Origin of the sequence: Paeniglutamicibacter sp. ORCA_105, from assembly GCF_045798545.1 — a bacterium.
Classification (GTDB): domain Bacteria; phylum Actinomycetota; class Actinomycetes; order Actinomycetales; family Micrococcaceae; genus Paeniglutamicibacter; species Paeniglutamicibacter sulfureus.
In genome coordinates this window covers 84,673-102,066 of the sequence record NZ_JBIXLM010000002.1, presented here as the reverse complement: position 1 = coordinate 102,066, position 17,394 = coordinate 84,673, and the positions used below count along the sequence as shown (strand labels likewise).

Genomic DNA, 17,394 nt, shown 5'->3' with positions numbered 1-17,394 from the left:
GAGTACTGACATAAAAAACGCCCCATGCAGATGCACGGGGCGGAAAGGACGCAAAATTGCGGCAAATTCACTTCGTTCACCTGCGCAGGTCGTCCTTTGTGGGACTTTCGGAGTCTTACCGCATAAACAGCAATCCTCGACCGACGGTCTTCGGTATTCCAAGCCTAACAGCGTGGTGCCACGGTCTCCAAATCGAGGTGGAGTGTTCTCCGCAACTCCCCGGGAACCAAGGTGAGCACTTGCTGAAGATAGACGACGGGCCCCTCGGGTTCCGCAACTTGGGGGATAGCGGAAGGGAGGGGCCCGTCTACGCAGCAATGCAACTTGGGGGAACGCATTGCTGCAATTACACGCTCGGGCGGGGCTTGGGGTCTCCGCCATAAAGCGTGTGGTGACTGAGTCACCTGGTCACGATCAAGTCGCGACGAGTTAACCATATCAGGAATGTGGCGACCCACAACTCCTATTTTTGGATATTTTCGTGACTTCGGCCAAACCGCCGATAGTTCCCGACGTGCCTGTCGTGTTGCCCCGGAACCGCATCCGCAATCCTGGCGCCGCGCCGCCGGCCATGCGGCAGGACATCGACGCCGCGTGCCGGGATCCCCCTTGGATTCTGGCCCTGTCAGGCGACAACGCGTAAAGACGCTCGATCGCCCAGCAGCATGCCATCAGTCGTTCGCGCATGAAGCGGGTCATGGGGGTGCGTGGGCCCTGCCGTCGCCCCCGGTCCAACCGATCCCCCGCCCGGTCGCGAGTGCCCGGTTTGTTCGATCCAGGACCTTGGTCCGTCCGGGAGCCGCCCCATCGGCACCGGTGTCCATATGGGCACCGGGAATGCTTCGCGCCATCCGGATACGGCCGTCCCGCCGGTTAAACGACCGGACCCGGCACCAGTCCCCCGTGGGGGGCGGTACCGGGTCCGGAACGCGGAGGCGCTATTAGGCCTCGGCAAGCACGCGGGTCACGTTCGCATCGACCGGGACGCCCGGGCCGAAGGAGGTGGCCACGGTGGCCTTGGTGATGTAGCGGCCCTTGGAGGAGGAAGGCTTCAAACGAAGAACCTCGTCCAGTGCTGCTGCGTAGTTCTCTGCAAGCTTCTGGGCATCGAAGGAAACCTTGCCGATGATGAAGTGCAGGTTCGAGTGCTTGTCGACGCGGAAGTCGATCTTGCCGCCCTTGATCTCGTTGACGGCCTTGGCGACATCCATGGTCACGGTACCGGTCTTCGGGTTCGGCATCAGGTTACGGGGACCCAGGACCTTACCCAAACGGCCAACCTTGCCCATGAGGTCAGGGGTGGCCACTGCTGCGTCGAAGTCGGTCCAGCCGCCGGCGATCTTGGCGATCAGGTCGTCCGAGCCAACGAAGTCGGCGCCGGCTGCGATTGCAGCTTCTGCCTTGTCGCCATTGGCGAACACGAGGACGCGGGCGGTCTTGCCGGTGCCGTGGGGAAGGATCACGGTGCCGCGAACCATCTGGTCTGCCTTGCGAGGGTCAACGCCCAAGCGGAAGGCAACCTCAACGGTCTCGTCGGCCTTCGAGAAGGCGATCTCCTTGGCGAGGGCAACAGCCTCGGCCGGAGCGTAGAACTTGTCTTCTTCGATCTTCGCCGCGGCGGCTACGAATGCTTTACTGCGCTTTGCCATCTGCTTTTTCTCCTTATGCAGTCGTGGTCATGTATGGGTCGCGCGCGACCCTGCCACTTGCAATGCGGTGCACCGGGTTCATCCGGCTGGTTCCGCATCGACTTGGTTGTTTTGGGGGTGCGTTCCTGGGTTTCCAGGTGCGCGGGTGTGGAAGGCGGAATTAGCCTTCTACGGTGATGCCCATGGAGCGGGCGGTGCCGGCGATGATCAAGGCAGCAGCCTTGATGTCGTTGGCGTTGAGGTCTTCCATCTTCACGGTGGCGATCTCTTCAACCTGTGCCTGGGTCAGCTTGGCAACCTTGACGGTGTGCGGGGTAGCGGAACCCTTGGGCACGCCTGCAGCCTTCTTGATGAGCTCTGCTGCCGGCGGGGTCTTGGTGATGAAGGTGAAGGAACGGTCTTCGTAGACAGTAATTTCAACCGGAACCACGTTGCCGCGCTGCGACTCGGTGGCGGCGTTGTACGCCTTGCAGAATTCCATGATGTTGACGCCGTGCTGACCAAGCGCCGGGCCGATCGGAGGTGCCGGGTTGGCGGCGCCTGCCTGGATCTGCAGCTTGATGAGTCCGGTGACCTTTTTCTTGGGGGCCATGTCGGGTCCTTCTTCTTTTGCGTTGCCCCGCTGCACAGGAGCGTGCCTCGGGGGGTTGACCGCCGTGGCGCGGCGGCCGAGTCATGCCGTTTCCCGGTAAAGCAAACCGGGAAGGCACGAAGTCTTTAATGTTACTGGATCTTGGTGACCTGGCTGAACGACAGGGTCACCGGGGTCTCGCGCTCGAAGATCGAGACCAGGACGACCAAGGTGGAGGACTCCAGCTTGATCTCGCTGATCGTTGCCGGCAACGTCTCGAACGGGCCGTCGTTGACGATGACCGATTCGCCGACCTCGAAGTCAACGTGGACCTCGGTGATCGGGGCGCGGCCGGGCTTGTTGTGCTCGCCCTCTTCTTCGGTGACGATCGTGTGCTCGAGCATCGAGAAGACTTCCTCGAGACGCAGCGGCACTGGATCGTGGGCGTTGCCGACGAAGCCGGTGACGCCGGGAGTGTGGCGAACCGCACCCCAGGAAGCGTCAGTCAGTTCCATGCGGACCAAGACGTAGCCGGGAATTCGAACGCGACGCACAATCTTGCGCGTGGTGTTCTTGATCTCCACGACCTCTTCCATCGGGACCTGGATTTCATAAATGAATTCCTCCATGCCCAGGGTCTGGATGCGGGTCTCGAGGTTCACCTTGACGCGGTTTTCGTAACCGGCGTACGAGTGGATGACGTACCAGTCGCCGGGCTGGCGGCGAAGCTTGGTGCGGAATTCTTCAATGGGATCCACGGCCGGGGTTTCCTCGGCTGCGGAATCCTGATCGGCATCCTCGGTTGCCTGGACGGCGTCCTCGGAAACCTCGGGAGCCTGCTCGGCGTCCTCGGAAACGACGGAATCGGCCGACACCTGATCGGTATCAGCCTCTACTGCTTGGCCTTCGATTACTTCGGTGGCCTGCGGTTCGAGTTCCTGCTCGGACACTGCGGTTCCTGCTTTCTGTTACTGGTTCACCAGAAATATGGGGCGAATGGTCCCGTGTTACTGTTCGGGCGAATTGGTGAAGATAAGAATTGATCCATTGCCGAAGACGAAGTCCAGAGCGGAAATGATCAGCATCATGAACACCACAAAGCCGATGACTACCAAGGTGTAGTTGACCAGCTCGCTGCGGGTCGGGGTGACGACCTTCTTCAGTTCGGAAATCATCTGACGGAAGAAGAGGGCCATTCCCGCGAAGAAACCGGCTTTCGACGGCTTCTTGTTGTGCCCAGCGCCGTGCGAATCGTTTGCAGTCGTTTCGGTCACCGATTCCTCGTTTCAGATTATCCCACATGAAACAATCACGGTGTGCCGCAGCCATATCGACCACAACACACCGTGACGTGAATATTCGCCGAGCAACCGTAGATGATTGCCACTGCGCAGGGCAGACAGGACTCGAACCTGCAACCTGCGGTTTTGGAGACCGCTGCGCTACCAATTGCGCCACTACCCTTCGAGCGTAATGCTCGCGGAACAGCAAATCCTTTGCGGACTTGGTGATCCAGATGTTTTCCAACACCGAGGAACAAGTCTACGCAAAGAATGTGCCGATTGTCGAACCGGGGGCCCCGGGTGCCGTTTCGCCTGTCATTTGGCCACCGAATGCGACTGCTAGGTTGGGGTTCATGTTCCCCCTGACACCCCGACGCACCGGCCCCGGCCATGCAAGCGCCCTGGTCCTGCTGGTCTTTGCCGGCGGCTCGGTGCTCGATGCCATCCTGCGCGCCATCTCGCGCTATACACCTGCCGCCGGGATTCTGCCCCAGGTCCTGTTGGCTGGCGTCCCGGTGTTGATAGTCATCGGTACCTGGCTGTGCCTGCGCGGACGGAAGGATCTTTCCGCCCACTTGTTGCTGCACTTGCTCCTGGGGATTCTCGTGGGCATCCTCACCATGTGGTCTGCACTGCCCCTGTCCTGGTACCTCGGCATCGGGCTGGTCTTCTGGTCGATGCGCCTGGGCACGAACCTGCTGATGTGGGTGGGCACCAGCCTGTTGGTCCTGGCCGGCTGGGCGAAGTTCGGGCTGATCGATTTCACAGGGGTCCTTTTCCTGCCCTTCGCCGCCACTCCTGTGCTCTTCCTGGGGGCGGCCGCCTACTTCCAACTGCACCAGGTACGCCACCAGCAGCAGGAGGACGCGGACCCCGAGGCTGAACAGGCCAGGGAACTGCTCCTGAACCGCTACGGCCGCGAGCCCGGGCAGTAGCACGCCACCGGCCGGCGGCCGCGAAGCGAGGGGGGAACTTCACACTACGGCGGCGTGTCAACAAATAATCGTTCTCCCACTACCGCGCCGACTAGGCTTGGATCATACGTTCACCCACACCTCCCTTTCCAGGAAGCGACGACATGGCACGCATTTCCCGACGTATCGGGTCCATCGCAGAATCCGCCACTCTGGCCGTAGACGGCAAGGCCAAGGCCCTGAAGGCGGCGGGGCGTCCCGTCATCGGCTTTGGCGCCGGCGAGCCGGACTTCCCCACCCCCGACTACATCGTTGAGGCTGCGGTTGCCGCTGCCCGAAACCCCAAGTACCACCGCTACTCCCCCGCGGCCGGCCTGCCGGAGCTGCGCACGGCCATCGCCGAGAAGACCATGCGCGATTCGGGCTACAGCCTCGACGCCTCCCAGGTCATGGTCACCAACGGCGGCAAGCAGGCCGTGTACAACGCGTTTGCCACCCTGCTGGATCCGGGAGACGAAGTCATCGTCCCGGCCCCGTACTGGACCACTTACCCGGAAGCCATCCGTTTGGCTGGCGGTGTGCCGGTGGAGGTCTTCGCCGGCCCCGAGCAGGGCTACAAGGTCACCATCGACCAGCTTGAGGCAGCGCTCACCGAAAAGACCAAGGTGCTGCTCTTCGTCTCCCCGTCGAACCCGACCGGTGCCGTGTACTCCCCCGAGCAGGTTGCCGAGATCGGTCGCTGGGCCGCGTCGAAGGACCTCTGGGTCATCACCGACGAGATCTACGAACACCTCACCTACGATGACGCGGTCTTCACCTCGATCGCCACCGCCGCCCCGGAGCTGGGCGACAAGGTCATCATCCTCAACGGCGTCGCCAAGACCTACGCCATGACCGGCTGGCGCGTGGGATGGATGGCCGGCCCGTTGGACGTCATCAAGGCAGCAACCAACCTGCAGTCGCACGCGACCTCCAACGTCTCGAACGTCTCGCAGATCGCCGCCCTGGCAGCGGTCTCCGGCCCGCTGGACGCGGTGGCGGAAATGCGCACGGCCTTCGACCGCCGCCGCAAGGCCATGGTCTCGGCCCTCAACGCCATCGACGGCGTCAACTGCCCGGTCCCCGAGGGCGCGTTCTACGCGTACTCGGATGTGCGCGGGCTGTTGGGCCGCGAAATCCGCGGTGTCGTGCCCAACACCAGCGCCGAGCTTGCCGCGCTGATCCTGGAACAGGTGGAAGTGGCGGTGGTTCCGGGCGAGGCGTTCGGCCCCTCGGGCTACATCCGCATGTCCTACGCGCTGGGCGATGAAGACCTGGCCGAGGGCGTGGGCCGCCTGGCCACCCTGCTCGGCGAGGCCAAGTAGCCAAGCCGCGTAGCCACGCCGGGGGTTTCGGGCAAGAAATTCCAAGGCCGTCGGCCGGATCCGCAGTGCGGGCCCGCCCGACGGCCTTTTGCCTGCCCGCAGCGGGTGCGGGCAGTGGGGGGCATGCGCGACCTAGAGGATCCGGCGGTCCACGGCCCAGCGGGTGAGTTCGTGCCGGTTGGAGAGCTGGAGCTTGCGCAGCACCGAGGAGACGTGGGTTTCCACGGTCTTGACCGAGATGAACAGGTCCTTGGCGACCTCCTTGTAGCTGTAGCCGCGCGCGATCAGGCGCATGACCTCCAGTTCGCGGGCGCTGAGCAGGTCCAGCTCCTCGTCGGCGCTGATCGCGGCCTGGGTGCCGAAGGCATCGAGCACGAACCCTGCCAGCCGCGGGGAGAAGACGGCGTCCCCGCCGGCAACGCGCAGCACGGCATCGGAGATCTCGGCCCCCGAGATCGACTTGGTGACGTAGCCACGGGCCCCTGCACGGATCACCGTGACCACATCCTCCGCGGAGTCCGAGACGCTCAGGGCCAGGAACTTCACCTGCGGGAAGACGTCCACGCAGCCGGCCAGCACCTCCGCGCCGCCGCCCCCGCGCCCGCCGGGCAGGTGCACGTCGAGCAGCACGACGGCCGGCATTTCCCGATGCACCACGGCGATGGCGTCCTCCACCGTGGCCGCCTCTCCGACCACTCTCAGGCGGGCGTCCAGGTCCGCCTTGAGCCCGGAGCGGAAGATCCCGTGGTCATCGACCACCACCACGCTCACCGGTGTGCGTGCGGTCTGGGTGGTCGGTTCAGTCATTGTCTTCTCCGTCTTCTGCGTCCATGGTCAGGTGCACCTCGGTGCCCTCCTCATTGCTCTTGATGTCTGCGTGCCCGCCGTTGCGTTCCATGCGCCCGATGATCGATTCGCGCACGCCGTGCCTGTCCGCCGAGACCGTGGCGGGGTCGAAGCCCGGGCCGCGGTCGCGCACGAACACCTCGATGCGCTTCGGCCCCGCCTCCACGTACACGGAGATGGTGCCCCCTGCATGCTTGGCCGCGTTGGCCATGGCCTCGCGGGTGGCCTGGAGCAGCGCATCGTGCCCCGGTGCCCCGGTGTGCTCCCCGACGTCGACCATGTTGATGGACACCAGGTAAAGTTCCTCGATCTCCCCGGCGGCAGCCCGGATCGCGGCGGCGATGCCGTCCTCGCTGCGTTCGTGCTCGTCGTAGAGCCAGGAGCGCAGTTCGCGTTCCTGGGCGCGGGCCAGGGTCAGCACCTTCGCGGGGTCCTCGGCCCGTTTCTGGATCAGGGCGAGGGTCTGGAGCACCGAGTCGTGCAGGTGCGCGGCGATGTCGGCGCGCTCGGCCGCCCGCACCCGGTTGGCGCGCTCGGAGACGAAGTCGCGCCAGAAGCGCAACCCCCAGGGCAGCAGCACCAGCAACAGGCCGGCGATGACGGCAACCGCCACCGCGAGCCCGGAGAGCAGGGAACCGATGCCGACGGCCCCGCTGAAGAGCAGCAGCACCCCGGCGACCACCAGCCCGACGCCCACCAGCAGCCGGGTGAGCCCCGCCGCGCCCAGGGCCCCGGTGCTCCTGCGCAACCCGGCACGCCCGCCCTCGTCCAGCTGCATCCAGGCCAGCACAGCGCCGGCGATGACCACCAGCACCGGCCAGAGCAGGTCCCAGCGGATCGAGACACCCAGGAACTGGGCCACCCCGAGCGCCGCCACCACCAGCAGTGCGATCCCGATGAGGACCTGGCGCAGGGAGGCTTGGCGCGCGGCCCCCAGCGGGTCCGCTGGCTCCGGCGCGCCGGTGTCGGTGAGCACCTCGGCCAGGGAAAAGCGCCGGGTGCCGGTGCCGCGGGCGGCATCGCGCTGCGCATCCCGTGCGCTCGGCACGAAGATCCACAGCCAGGCGTAGAGCACGATTCCCGCGCCGGCGAGCATGGCCGCCAGCACGAAGCCGATGCGCACCCAGGAGGCCTTCAGGCCCAGGTGGGCGGCAACCCCGGAACACACCCCTGCGATGATGCGGGTCTCCCCGCGCAGCAGCGCGGGACGGAGAGGTGTTTGGCTCATATGTCCATCCAAGCACGCCACGGGCCGCAATCGCGCCCTTCGGCGCCTTTCCCGGGGTTGGCCTCAGGGTTCAATCAGGGGCGACCCCCATAGCGGCGGCACCCCGGCAGGCACGAGGATTGAAGCATGAGAGAAGCATCAATGGAACACGGGTTTTTCCGCTGGGTAAGGGAACTGGGACTGCAACGCGGCGAGGACCACTGGGTCGGCGGCGTCTGCGCCGGGGTCGCCCAGCGCTTTGACATCTCCCCCATCCTGGTACGCGGCATCATGGTGGCGCTGTGCTTTGTCGCAGGCCTGGGGCTGCTGGTCTACGGAGTCGGCTGGGCGCTGATGCCCGGAACCGACGGCAGGATCCACGTGCAGGAGGCCATCGCGGGGCGCTGGAGCAGCGGGATGAGCGGGGCGCTGCTCTTCTTCATCGCCGGCGCCGTGAGCTCCCCGGCACTCTTCGGCTGGTGGGACGGCGGCTTCTGGACGCTGCTGGTGATCGTGGGCATCGGCTTCCTGGTCTTTTCCCGACGAGAAAGCTTCGCCGGGGGCACGCCACAGCCCGGGCCCCCCGCATCGTCCGGACCCACCGACGGCCGATCCGCCACAGGCCCGGGCACCGAACCCGGGGATTCCGCTGATCCCGGCGACGCCGACGCCTCCGCCAACGACGCCGCGGATCCCGCCGGGAGCGCCAGCGGGGCACCGACCACGCCGCTGCCCGGCACCATGCGGGAATACGGACCCTTCACCCAGGAGCACACCATGAAAATGCCATCACCCCAGGCCCCGGCCTCCCCGGGGCCAGCCGGATTCGGGCCCCCGCCTCCGGCCCCGCTGCCACCCCACGTGCCCAAGGTCCCCAAGCCGCCACGCCACAAGGCGCTGCCCGGCTACGCGGCAACCATCGTGCTGGGACTCGCGGTGTTGCTCTTCGCAATGGTCACCGGCCTGTCCCACCTGGGCATGCTCGAGTTGCCGGCCGACGCCGTCGCGGTGGGCTTCGCCGTCGCGCTGATCGTCATCGCCCTGGGCTTGATCGGGGCGGCGCTGAACCAACGCACCGGCGGGGCACTGGTGGGCTTCGGCATCGTCGCACTGGTCTTGTCCCTGTTCTGGGGCGGCGGATCGCTGCGCGATTCCGGGCCGATGAACGGCTTCATGGGCATCACCACCACCGAGGGCGACGGCACCACCAACGTGTTCCATTCCGGGGAGCTGGACCTGCGCTCCTACTCGACCATCACCTCCGACACCACCGTGAAACTGGACAACGTCTTCTCCTCGATGGAGCTGACGGTGCCGGACAACATCCCGGTGGTCATCGACTCCCAGGGGGCCTTCGGCTCGCTGAGCATCAACGGCAGCACCGCCGAAATCCGCGACGGCTCCACCGTGCTCAACGCGGGCCTCGGCGGCCCCGAGCTTCGCCTGGACATCGACGGGGCATTCAGCAGCATCGAAATCAACGTAGCGAAAGCGGAGGTGGCACCATGAGCCAGCACACCGAACAACAGCACGGCAGCGGCGAACCCGCCGCGCAATTCCCCACCGGGACCCTGGTCTTCGGCCTGATCCTGCTGGCCATCGGCATTGCCTTGCTGGCTGGCCTGCTGCTGAACTTCCAGATCAGCGCGCCGTTGCTCTTCATTTCCCTGGTGGGAGGCGCCGGTCTCATCCTGATCGTCGCCGGGATCCTGGCCGCCCGCCGCACCCGCTGATCCACCCCGATTCACCGCACACACGTTTCACAGCCAATTTCCGGCTCCGGCATGAAAGACTTTGACACCATGGACACCTTTTTCAATTCCCTTCGCTCGATCCCCTTCCGCCGCGGCCCCAAGCGCCTGGTCGCAGGCGTCGCCGGCGGCATCTCCGAAAAGTTCGGCTGGGATGTCACCTTGGTGCGCATCGGGTTGCTGCTCAGCTTCCTGCTGCCGGTCCTGGGCATCGGCGCCTACCTCGTCGCCTGGCTGCTGCTCCCGGCGCAGGACGATTCGATCGTGCTGCAGAAGCTAATCCGCCAGGTCCGCTAGCGGGGATCGGTTCCCGCCGCCTCCGACGCCCGCCGCCCCCTTTCGTGGGCCGGCGGGCGTCGGCGTGCGTGCAGGTGCAGGCGCGCGTAGCACTTTGGACACCGTGTTGGCGATCACAAGTGTCCCGTGGCTAGACTGGTTGTTGGCGAGCCCAACGTCGCGCTCCGGAAGCCAGGAAACACCGTCCCGCACTGCGCGGCCGCGGTGGTCGAGCAGCGAAAGAATTGAGTGAGCATGCGCATCGGGATCATGACCAGCGGCGGGGACTGCCCCGGATTGAACGCCGTCATCCGCGGAGCCGTCCTGAACGGCATCAAGACCTACGACCACGAATTCGTGGGCTTCCGCGACGGCTGGCGCGGAGTCAAGGACGGGGACGTCGTCGAACTCCCCCGCACCGCGGTCCGCGGCATCTCCAAGCAGGGCGGAACCATCCTGGGCACCTCGCGCACCAATGCCTTCGAGGGCGAAAACGGCGGGGCGGCGAACATCAAGGCCACCCTCGAACGCCTCGGCGTGGACGCGATGATCGCCATCGGCGGCGAGGGCACCCTGGCCGGGGCCAAGCGGCTCACCGACGCCGGGCTGAAGATCGTGGGGGTGCCCAAGACCATCGACAACGACCTGGACGCCACCGACTACACCTTCGGCTTCGACACCGCCAACCAGATCGCCGTGGAGGCCATCGACAGGCTGCGCACCACCGGCGAATCCCACCACCGCTGCATGATCGCCGAGGTCATGGGCAGGCACGTGGGCTGGCTGGCGATGCACGCGGGCATGGCCACCGGCGCGCACGCGATCCTGATCCCCGAGCAGTCCACCACCATGGAACAGATCTACGCCTGGGTTTCCGAGGCCCACGAGCGCGGGCGCGCCCCGCTGGTGGTCGTGGCGGAGGGCTTTGTGCCCGAGGGCGCCGACGGGGCGTTCTCCGAGCGCGGCCTGGACGCCTTCGGCCGCCCGCGGCTCGGCGGCATCGGCGAGCAGCTGGCCCCCTTCATCGAGGACGCCACCGGCATAGAGACCCGCGCCACCGTGCTCGGGCACATCCAGCGCGGCGGGGTGCCCAGCGCCTTCGACCGGGTGCTGGCCACGCGCTTGGGCATGGCGGCGGTGGATTCGGTGGCCGACGAGGCCTGGGGGTCGATGGTCGCGCTGCGCGGCACCAAGATCAACCGGGTGCCGTTCCAGGCAGCGCTGAACAACCTCAAGCGCGTCCCGCAGGACCGCTACGACGAGGCCCGGATCCTCTTCGGCTGATCCGCTGCGCCACGCCTTGGCCTGCTCCCCTCCCCCGGGGGTTTGTGCCGCCGAACGCCGTTGGCTGCCCGCTCCTGCATTAGGCTCGAACACGTGAATCTTGAATTTGGCACCCGTGCCATCATTGCGCTGTCCTGGGCCCGCGAGTTTTCCGTGCCCGACTCCGCCCTGCAACCCGACCGCGCACCGGTGTCCCTGTTCGTCCCGTCCATCGGCACCGACCGCGTGGAGGTGCTGCACCTGGGCGACCACCAGGTGGTGCGCGCCCCGGAGCAATTCCTGCCGCTGCTGCGCGAGGCCGCCGACCAGCACTTCGTCGACGACCGGGGGCTGCTGGGGCTGTTGCATGCCTCTGGCCTGGCCCCGTCGATCCGCTCGCTGGGCGTCGATGCGCTGACGTACCTCGATTCGCCCTTCGACATCGTGGACTCGGAGAACATCACCGTTTCCACCGACGTGGAGGACCTGGCGGAGCTGCGCGAAGGCACCCCGCGCGACGACGCCGCGAGCACCGAGCTCGGCGGCTGGGACCAGTGCTTCGTGCTGTTCTCCGACACGCGCTCCGAGCCCGTTGCCGGTGCCGGCTATTGGGCGCCAGGCGGGCTGCTGGCCGACACCACGGTGCTCACGCACCCGCACTTGCGCGGCCACGGACTGGGTCGCTACGCCGCGGCGCTGGCGGTGGACGACGCCCTGAGCGAGGGATTGATTCCGCAGGCGCGCATCAAGGAGGGCCAGGACGCCGCCAACGCCCTGGCCACCTCGCTGGGATTCGAACTGGTCGGTTCCCTGATGTCCCTGAAATTGCACGGCGGGGCCTGAGGCAATATCCGCCGGCGCGGGGACGAACGAGGTGGCCCCGGTTTCGCGCACACGAACCCTGGCCCCCGGGACATTCCGGCGTTGTGCTACGGGAGAACGGTTGCCCTCGGGATTTCGTTCGGCGTCACGGTGCCGAGCTTCTCGACATACGCCCTCAGCGCACTGACGTCCGCGGTGCCTTCGTCCGCCGATACCACGATCGGAGCGTTCATAAACGCCGTCACTCCGTCACCGCCGTTCGTTGCCACATAGTTGGTGATGGCCAAGGAGTAGGTGGAGCCCGGATCGAGAGGTGTCCCGTCCTGAAGGAGAACGCCACCAATGCGCTGGCCTGCGGGGGCCGATTCGGAGTAGGTGTAGGTGAAGCCGGAAACCCACGGGAAGCCCCCGTAGCCGCCGGGACTGGAATTGGCGCCCTGGTTCAGGCCCTCGATCAGCTCCGCGCCGGTGACCTCGATGAGCATCGCCCGGTTTCCGAAGGGAAAAACGGTGTGCAGGTCGCGCAGCGAGAGATCTCCGCCGGCGATTTCGGCGCGGATGCCGCCGCCGTTCGCCCAGCCGAGGTCGGCCTGGTAGTAGTCGCGAAAGGCATCTGCGGCCAGCTCGCCGGCGGCACGGCGGCCAAAGTCTCCGGTCGCCGTCCCGATCCTTGTGTCGAGACGCTCTTCCATGTCCTGCTCGTAGAAGGCGGCCTTTGCCGCCCACGACGGCTCCTCGGCCACCGATTCGTCGACGTCGTGGAGGACGGCGCCCGTGCTGATGTTGCCGCAGAGGTCCTTGGCAATGTCGATCTCGGCGACCACGCCGTAGTCGCCCATGCCGGTGACCATCAGGCGCTCGTCGCCCAGCCCGAGCGCCTCGGCCGGGGACGAGCCGCTGTTCTCCTCCCGCATGAGAACCTGGACTTCCGGGACCTGGGCCATGAGCTCGAGTCCTTCGGCCCGGTCGATCTGGCCGGAGACGACGATGACGTCGACGTCCTGCTCCTGCAGCAGCTTCACTCCGGCCCGGGTGGACTCGAGGTAGGGCCGCTGGTCGAGATCGGCATTGGCGGAGCTGTTCTGCAGCGATCCGGTGAGGCCGATGACGCCGACCGTCAGCTCGCCGGCATCCACGGTTCCAGCCACGGCGCCGGGCAGGAACCCGCTGCCGTCCTTGTAGGCGAGATTGGAGGCAATCCACGGGAATTCGGAGGCCGCCACGAGGTCAAGCGCGGTCTCGAGCCCGAAATCGAAGTCATGTTGGCCGAAGGTGGCCGCGTCCACGCCAAGGTCGTTGAACGCCTCCACGAACGGGAACCCCTTGTAGACGCCGCCGAACAGGCTGCCGCCGGCCATGTCGCCGCCGAAGATCGTCGCCGGGTTCTCGTTGGCGGCCTCGATGCCGTCCAGAACCGTGGCAAGGCGGGCAATGCCGCCACGGTAGCCGTCGGTGTGCTCGCGCGGGCTGTACTCATGGGCGTCCTGGAAGTAGGCCAGCGTGCCGTCCTCCGACGGGACAGGCGGCTGGCCCGGTGCGTGGCACCGCCCGGCGCCCGTGCCCTGCCCCTTGCCCGGGGATGCGGATTTTGCGCCGTGCTGCTCGCCGGCGTGTGTTTCCGTTGGGGCAGCAAGGGCAGCGGGAGTTAAGGAAAGGGACAGCGCGCCGGCCGCGGCGGCGAGGGCGAGAACGCGCCCGAATGTGAAAGAAGGCATGCGGGCGACGGTACGAGGTTCAAGTGAACGGCTGGGAAGCCCTGCATGAACGCCCGGCGGCTGCCCCGCTGACTACCTGCCCAACGATATATGAGGACTTCACCGGGCTTTCCTTCATGCTCGTCCATGCAAAACGCCCGGCCGATTCCCCGGCCGGGCGTCCTGCATCACGTAGTGTTTTCTAGCGCGGCGGGCGGATGAACCCGGTGAACCTGCCGGCGATCTGCCCGGCCTCGGGGGTCACGATGACTTCCTGCTTGGCCGCATAGCGCTCCTCGCCGTCAACGACCTCCAGCTCGAGTTCGGTGTCGATGTTGCGCTTGATGAGCGCCAACCCGACGGGCCCCGCCTCGAAGTGCGTGGCCACCGAGGTCAGGGAGCCGACGACCTTCTCCCCCACCATCACCGGGGAACCCAGGGCCGGCAGCGTGTGCATCGAGCCGTCCAGCTGCAAGAACACCAGGCGGCGCGGCGGGCGCCCGACGTTGTGCACGCGGGCCACAGTTTCCTGCCCCTTGTAGCAGCCCTTGTCCAGGTGCACGGCGGTGCGGATCAGGTCCAGCTCGTGCGGGATGGCCTTCTCGTCGGTCTCGAAGCCGAAGCGCGGGCGCCAGGCGGCGATGCGCAGCGCCTCCACCGCGAGCATCCCTGCCAGCGGGAGACCGGCCACGGCCGTCTCCAGTTCGCCGGCGGGCACGAGGTAGAGGTACCAGGGGCGCTCGTTCCCCGGGTGTTCGGGCTCCGAATAGGCGTAGCCTCCGGTGGTGACGCCGGGCCACGGGTCGATCCAGACCGGGTACTGCGCCAAGGCCGGCTGCGGTGCGCAGGCACCCACGACGGCATATTCCGCAGAGACATCGGTGATTTCCACGCGCAGCATGAAGCGCATGCGCGTCAGGAACGCGGCCAGCGGCTCGGCCTGGCCGGGCTCGACGACCAGCCAGAGCTTGTCGGCGTCGGCGAGCACGCGGATGTCGAACTCGATGCGGCCCTGCACCGTGAGCAGCAGCGTCTGGGTGCTTTGGCCCTCGCGAAGCCCGGTCAGGGACTGGCTGGAGAGGGTGTTGAGCCAGGAGAGGCGGTCCTCGCCGGACAGCGTCACCACCCCGAAGTGGGACAGGTCGGCCACCGCGGTGCCGGCGAGCAGCTTCTGCTGCTCCTTGTTCAGCTCCCCGTAGTGGGCGGCGACGCCCTCATCGATCCCGGACGCGGCGACGGCGCCGGGTCGTGTCAACAACGGCGAAAGCGCCATGGTGGTCATCCCTGTTTCTTGAGGGCGGCCGAGGCGTGTGCCTTGAGGTCGTTGCCGCCGGTGGATACATCCCAGCGCCAGAACAGGTCCCCGTTGACCAGCCCGTAGATCCGGGTGGCCGAGGCGTAGTCCTTGGCGTTGGTGCCGCGCATCACCAGGTCGGTGGCCAGCTGGATTTGCGGGCCCTTGATGACGCCGTAATACAGTTCACAGATCGCCCCGGGGTGCGCGATGTCGACCTGGATCTTGAACCCGCCCTCGTCGGTGCGCAAGTCTTCAACGTCTTGGGCCGAACGCAGGGCGGGAACAACATCGCCGGGGGTCATTCCCGGTCCGAGGTCGGCGTCCACCATGGGACGCTCCAGGGACCAGAATCCCGATTCAACGGTGAGCGGACGCAATGTGTTGCCCTGCTCGTCGGTGATCCAGGATTCCGACCTGTATTCCAGGAACGGCAGGCCGTTCTGGTTGAAGCTCACGCGCTGGAAGAAGAATTCGTCGTCCGCCTCGCCGGCGCCCAGGCGGCCGGTGCCTTCCCAGGTCCCGATCAGCCACGACAGCGGCACCAGTTCGGGGGTCAGGTCGGTGGGAATCTCGATTGCCATGCGTGCGCTTCCTAGTGCTATTTGTTCTTTACTTCTGGCCCTTGAAGAGGCGCGCCACGACGAGTCCGGCGAAGCCGGCCATGCCCAGGCCCGCCAGGGTCAGCAGCGAGAGGAAGAAGATTTCGAGTCCAAGGTATTCGTTCATGCCACCATCCTAACCGGTTCGGCGGGCACCCCGGGCCTTTCATGACATCGGCCGTGGCGGCGGCCCGCTTGCCCCCGGGGGCTAGACCAACAGCAACATGACGTACCAGGTCACCGATCCGCAGACCAGCAACGGGGCCAGTGCGGCGGCGGCCATCTGCGCCGGCCCCTTGGGACCGCCCAGGGAAACGAGCATGGCGCGGGTGCCCACGACGACCAGGCCGCAGGCCGCACCCAGGACCAGGCCCGGAACCACGCTGAGATCGGGGTGCAGCAGGCTGGCGGCACCGCCGAAGAGCACTGCCAGCACAAAGCCCAGCGGGAAGACGACGCGGTCAGGCAGCCGCGAGACCCCGGGCGCCGCTGCGCCCAGGATGGCGATCCCTGCCATCAGGGCCACGGCACGGCCGTCGGGATCGGTCCCCAGCACCGCCCAGCCGGAACCGAATGCGGCGATGAGCATGCCGCAGATGCCGGTGGCCACCGAATCCAGCCGCTTTTGCGCGTCGGTGCCGCGCACCAGCTGGGTCACGAACATCAGGATGAGGCCGGCGGCCAGCGACGGTGCCACCCATCCCAGCCCCGGGCCCGGCCGCGCCCAGAGGCCCAGCACCGCCGCCGCCGCGCCGACCACGAAGATCACCAGGGACACCGGATTCGGCGCGGGCACCTTCATCAGGCGCGGCCAGCCGAGCGCGAACGCGGCCAGCAACGCCAGGGTGATGCCGAGCACCGGCCAGCCCGTGGCACCGGGCACAAAGTTCGCCCCGACAACCAGTGCAAGGGCAATTGTTCCTGTGGCCAAAACTTTGAGTCTCACAGGTTACATCCTGCCTTATCCCGCCCTTCACACCCCGTTTGGACGCCGGGCGGCGGTGCGTGTTACAAGCGTCGGAAACGTAATGGAAACGCACGGCAATCTATACTTCATGATGTAAACACCGATGGTTCGGGTCTGGGCGGCATATGCTGCCCGCGCCGGTAAATCGGCAACCCAAGCATGTGGGAGGGATCGCATCGATGGCCGTCATCGCGCTATTGACCAACGCCCCCGGGCCCTCGTCCGACATCCTTCCGTCCCTGGGACTGCTCTCCCACACGCTGCGCGTCATGCCCGCCCAGGGCGCGGCACTGCTGACCACCGAGGGCGCCGAGGTGGTGCTGGTCGACGGACGCAAGGACCTGGCAGCCTCCCGCACGCTGTGCCAGCTGCTGCGCACCACCGGCATCGCCTGCCCGCTGCTGCTGGTGCTGACCGAGGGCGGAATGGCGGCGATCTCCGCATCCTGGCAGGTCGACGACGTGATCCTTGACACCGCCGGACCCGCCGAGGTCGAGGCGCGGCTGCGCCTGGCCATCGCCCGCTCGGCCCCCGACGGGGAAACCGCCGGTGCCCCGATCCGCGCCGCGGGCGTCTTGATCGACGAGGCCAGCTACACCGCCAAGGTCCACGGATCCCCGCTGAACCTGACCTACAAGGAATTCGAGCTGCTCAAGTACCTGGTCCAGCACCCCGGGCGGGTGTTCACCCGCGAGCAGCTGCTGCACGAGGTCTGGGGCTACGACTACTACGGAGGCACCCGGACAGTGGACGTGCACGTGCGCCGGCTGCGCGCCAAGCTGGGCACCGACCACGAACAGCTCATCGGCACGGTGCGCAACGTGGGGTACCGTTTCGCCTCGCAACGCCACGACAACCCCGAGGTCATCGACGCCTAGGCGCCGCTGCGGC

18 protein-coding genes and 1 tRNA gene are annotated in these 17,394 nt (G+C 66.7%); 8 read left to right on the top strand and 11 right to left on the bottom strand.

Annotated features, from left to right (window positions below; genetic code table 11):
- Window positions 1-941 precede the first annotated feature (941 nt).
- From rplA to ACIPUB_RS01565, 5 genes are all read right to left on the bottom strand, one after another.
- Window positions 942-1,649: a 50S ribosomal protein L1 gene (gene rplA / locus ACIPUB_RS01585; protein ID WP_407605819.1), complete on the bottom strand. Its 708-nt coding sequence runs from the start codon at window positions 1,647-1,649 to the stop codon at window positions 942-944.
- Window positions 1,650-1,809: 160 nt separating this feature from the next.
- Entirely contained in the window at window positions 1,810-2,241 is a 432-nt protein-coding gene (gene rplK / locus ACIPUB_RS01580) for a 50S ribosomal protein L11 (RefSeq protein ID WP_217389408.1), read from the bottom strand.
- A 131-nt stretch (window positions 2,242-2,372) separates the two neighbouring features.
- Window positions 2,373-3,170 (bottom strand): transcription termination/antitermination protein NusG, encoded by a 798-nt coding sequence (gene nusG / locus ACIPUB_RS01575; RefSeq protein WP_407605818.1) that lies wholly within the window; start codon window positions 3,168-3,170, stop codon window positions 2,373-2,375.
- Between the two features lie 57 nt (window positions 3,171-3,227).
- The gene (secE, locus tag ACIPUB_RS01570) at window positions 3,228-3,494 is read right to left on the bottom strand and encodes a preprotein translocase subunit SecE (RefSeq protein WP_407605817.1); all 267 of its coding nucleotides are present in this window, start codon (window positions 3,492-3,494) and stop codon (window positions 3,228-3,230) included.
- A gap of 117 nt (window positions 3,495-3,611) precedes the next feature.
- Window positions 3,612-3,684: transfer RNA gene (locus ACIPUB_RS01565), tRNA-Trp, on the bottom strand.
- Between the two features lie 172 nt (window positions 3,685-3,856).
- Between ACIPUB_RS01565 and ACIPUB_RS01560 the strand changes: the two genes are divergently transcribed.
- Window positions 3,857-4,438 carry a hypothetical protein gene (locus ACIPUB_RS01560; RefSeq protein ID WP_407605816.1) on the top strand — a complete coding sequence of 194 codons (582 nt, stop codon included), beginning with the start codon at window positions 3,857-3,859 and terminating at the stop codon, window positions 4,436-4,438.
- Window positions 4,439-4,581: 143 nt separating this feature from the next.
- A complete protein-coding gene (locus tag ACIPUB_RS01555) occupies window positions 4,582-5,781 on the top strand; it encodes a pyridoxal phosphate-dependent aminotransferase (protein ID WP_407605815.1) in 1,200 nt (399 codons plus the stop codon).
- Between the two features lie 132 nt (window positions 5,782-5,913).
- Here the strand turns inward: ACIPUB_RS01555 and ACIPUB_RS01550 are convergent, their stop codons facing one another.
- Window positions 5,914-6,588, bottom strand: coding sequence for a LuxR C-terminal-related transcriptional regulator (locus ACIPUB_RS01550; protein ID WP_407605814.1), 675 nt, complete (start codon window positions 6,586-6,588; stop codon window positions 5,914-5,916).
- Entirely contained in the window at window positions 6,581-7,855 is a 1,275-nt protein-coding gene (locus tag ACIPUB_RS01545) for a PspC domain-containing protein (protein WP_407605813.1), read from the bottom strand. The genes ACIPUB_RS01550 and ACIPUB_RS01545 overlap by 8 nt, the downstream gene beginning before the upstream one ends.
- A 126-nt stretch (window positions 7,856-7,981) precedes the next feature.
- On the opposite strand from ACIPUB_RS01545, the gene ACIPUB_RS01540 reads away from it, so the two are divergent.
- From ACIPUB_RS01540 to ACIPUB_RS01520, 5 genes are all read left to right on the top strand, one after another.
- Window positions 7,982-9,343, top strand: a complete 1,362-nt coding sequence (locus tag ACIPUB_RS01540) for a PspC domain-containing protein (RefSeq protein ID WP_407605812.1) — start codon at window positions 7,982-7,984, stop codon at window positions 9,341-9,343.
- Window positions 9,340-9,567 (top strand): hypothetical protein, encoded by a 228-nt coding sequence (locus ACIPUB_RS01535; RefSeq protein ID WP_264270814.1) that lies wholly within the window; start codon window positions 9,340-9,342, stop codon window positions 9,565-9,567. The genes ACIPUB_RS01540 and ACIPUB_RS01535 overlap by 4 nt, the downstream gene beginning before the upstream one ends.
- Before the next feature lie 69 nt (window positions 9,568-9,636).
- Window positions 9,637-9,882 (top strand): PspC domain-containing protein, encoded by a 246-nt coding sequence (locus tag ACIPUB_RS01530; RefSeq protein WP_264270813.1) that lies wholly within the window; start codon window positions 9,637-9,639, stop codon window positions 9,880-9,882.
- Between the two features lie 234 nt (window positions 9,883-10,116).
- Window positions 10,117-11,145 carry a 6-phosphofructokinase gene (locus ACIPUB_RS01525; RefSeq protein WP_407605811.1) on the top strand — a complete coding sequence of 343 codons (1,029 nt, stop codon included), beginning with the start codon at window positions 10,117-10,119 and terminating at the stop codon, window positions 11,143-11,145.
- Between the two features lie 93 nt (window positions 11,146-11,238).
- Complete coding sequence (locus ACIPUB_RS01520) at window positions 11,239-11,967, top strand: GNAT family N-acetyltransferase (RefSeq protein WP_407605810.1); 729 nt, start codon at window positions 11,239-11,241, stop codon at window positions 11,965-11,967.
- Window positions 11,968-12,053: 86 nt separating this feature from the next.
- Here ACIPUB_RS01520 and ACIPUB_RS01515 read toward each other — a convergent pair whose 3' ends face one another.
- From ACIPUB_RS01515 to ACIPUB_RS01500, 4 genes are all read right to left on the bottom strand, one after another.
- Window positions 12,054-13,661: a bifunctional metallophosphatase/5'-nucleotidase gene (locus ACIPUB_RS01515; RefSeq protein ID WP_407605809.1), complete on the bottom strand. Its 1,608-nt coding sequence runs from the start codon at window positions 13,659-13,661 to the stop codon at window positions 12,054-12,056.
- A 181-nt stretch (window positions 13,662-13,842) separates the two neighbouring features.
- Entirely contained in the window at window positions 13,843-14,922 is a 1,080-nt protein-coding gene (locus tag ACIPUB_RS01510; RefSeq protein ID WP_407605808.1) for a YgfZ/GcvT domain-containing protein, read from the bottom strand.
- Window positions 14,919-15,518, bottom strand: a complete 600-nt coding sequence (locus ACIPUB_RS01505; protein WP_264270809.1) for an FABP family protein — start codon at window positions 15,516-15,518, stop codon at window positions 14,919-14,921. Before ACIPUB_RS01505 ends, ACIPUB_RS01510 begins: the two co-directional genes overlap by 4 nt.
- 226 nt (window positions 15,519-15,744) lie before the next feature.
- A complete protein-coding gene (locus ACIPUB_RS01500; RefSeq protein ID WP_407605807.1) occupies window positions 15,745-16,467 on the bottom strand; it encodes a hypothetical protein in 723 nt (240 codons plus the stop codon).
- Between the two features lie 215 nt (window positions 16,468-16,682).
- Between ACIPUB_RS01500 and ACIPUB_RS01495 the strand changes: the two genes are divergently transcribed.
- Entirely contained in the window at window positions 16,683-17,381 is a 699-nt protein-coding gene (locus ACIPUB_RS01495; protein ID WP_407605806.1) for a winged-helix domain-containing protein, read from the top strand.
- The last annotated feature ends 13 nt before the right edge of the window (window positions 17,382-17,394 follow it).

Excerpts from the sequence above, each read along its gene's own strand:
- rplA (WP_407605819.1), bottom strand. The coding sequence starts at position 1,649 with ATGGCAAAGCGCAGTAAAGCATTCGTAGCCGCCGCGGCGAAGATCGAA.
- rplK (WP_217389408.1), bottom strand. The coding sequence starts at position 2,241 with ATGGCCCCCAAGAAAAAGGTCACCGGACTCATCAAGCTGCAGATCCAG.
- ACIPUB_RS01560 (WP_407605816.1), top strand. The coding sequence starts at position 3,857 with ATGTTCCCCCTGACACCCCGACGCACCGGCCCCGGCCATGCAAGCGCC.
- ACIPUB_RS01555 (WP_407605815.1), top strand. The coding sequence starts at position 4,582 with ATGGCACGCATTTCCCGACGTATCGGGTCCATCGCAGAATCCGCCACT.
- ACIPUB_RS01550 (WP_407605814.1), bottom strand. The coding sequence starts at position 6,588 with ATGACTGAACCGACCACCCAGACCGCACGCACACCGGTGAGCGTGGTG.
- ACIPUB_RS01545 (WP_407605813.1), bottom strand. The coding sequence starts at position 7,855 with ATGAGCCAAACACCTCTCCGTCCCGCGCTGCTGCGCGGGGAGACCCGC.
- ACIPUB_RS01540 (WP_407605812.1), top strand. The coding sequence starts at position 7,982 with ATGAGAGAAGCATCAATGGAACACGGGTTTTTCCGCTGGGTAAGGGAA.
- ACIPUB_RS01535 (WP_264270814.1), top strand. The coding sequence starts at position 9,340 with ATGAGCCAGCACACCGAACAACAGCACGGCAGCGGCGAACCCGCCGCG.
- ACIPUB_RS01530 (WP_264270813.1), top strand. The coding sequence starts at position 9,637 with ATGGACACCTTTTTCAATTCCCTTCGCTCGATCCCCTTCCGCCGCGGC.
- ACIPUB_RS01525 (WP_407605811.1), top strand. The coding sequence starts at position 10,117 with ATGCGCATCGGGATCATGACCAGCGGCGGGGACTGCCCCGGATTGAAC.
- ACIPUB_RS01515 (WP_407605809.1), bottom strand. The coding sequence starts at position 13,661 with ATGCCTTCTTTCACATTCGGGCGCGTTCTCGCCCTCGCCGCCGCGGCC.
- ACIPUB_RS01510 (WP_407605808.1), bottom strand. The coding sequence starts at position 14,922 with ATGACCACCATGGCGCTTTCGCCGTTGTTGACACGACCCGGCGCCGTC.
- ACIPUB_RS01505 (WP_264270809.1), bottom strand. The coding sequence starts at position 15,518 with ATGGCAATCGAGATTCCCACCGACCTGACCCCCGAACTGGTGCCGCTG.
- ACIPUB_RS01495 (WP_407605806.1), top strand. The coding sequence starts at position 16,683 with ATGGCCGTCATCGCGCTATTGACCAACGCCCCCGGGCCCTCGTCCGAC.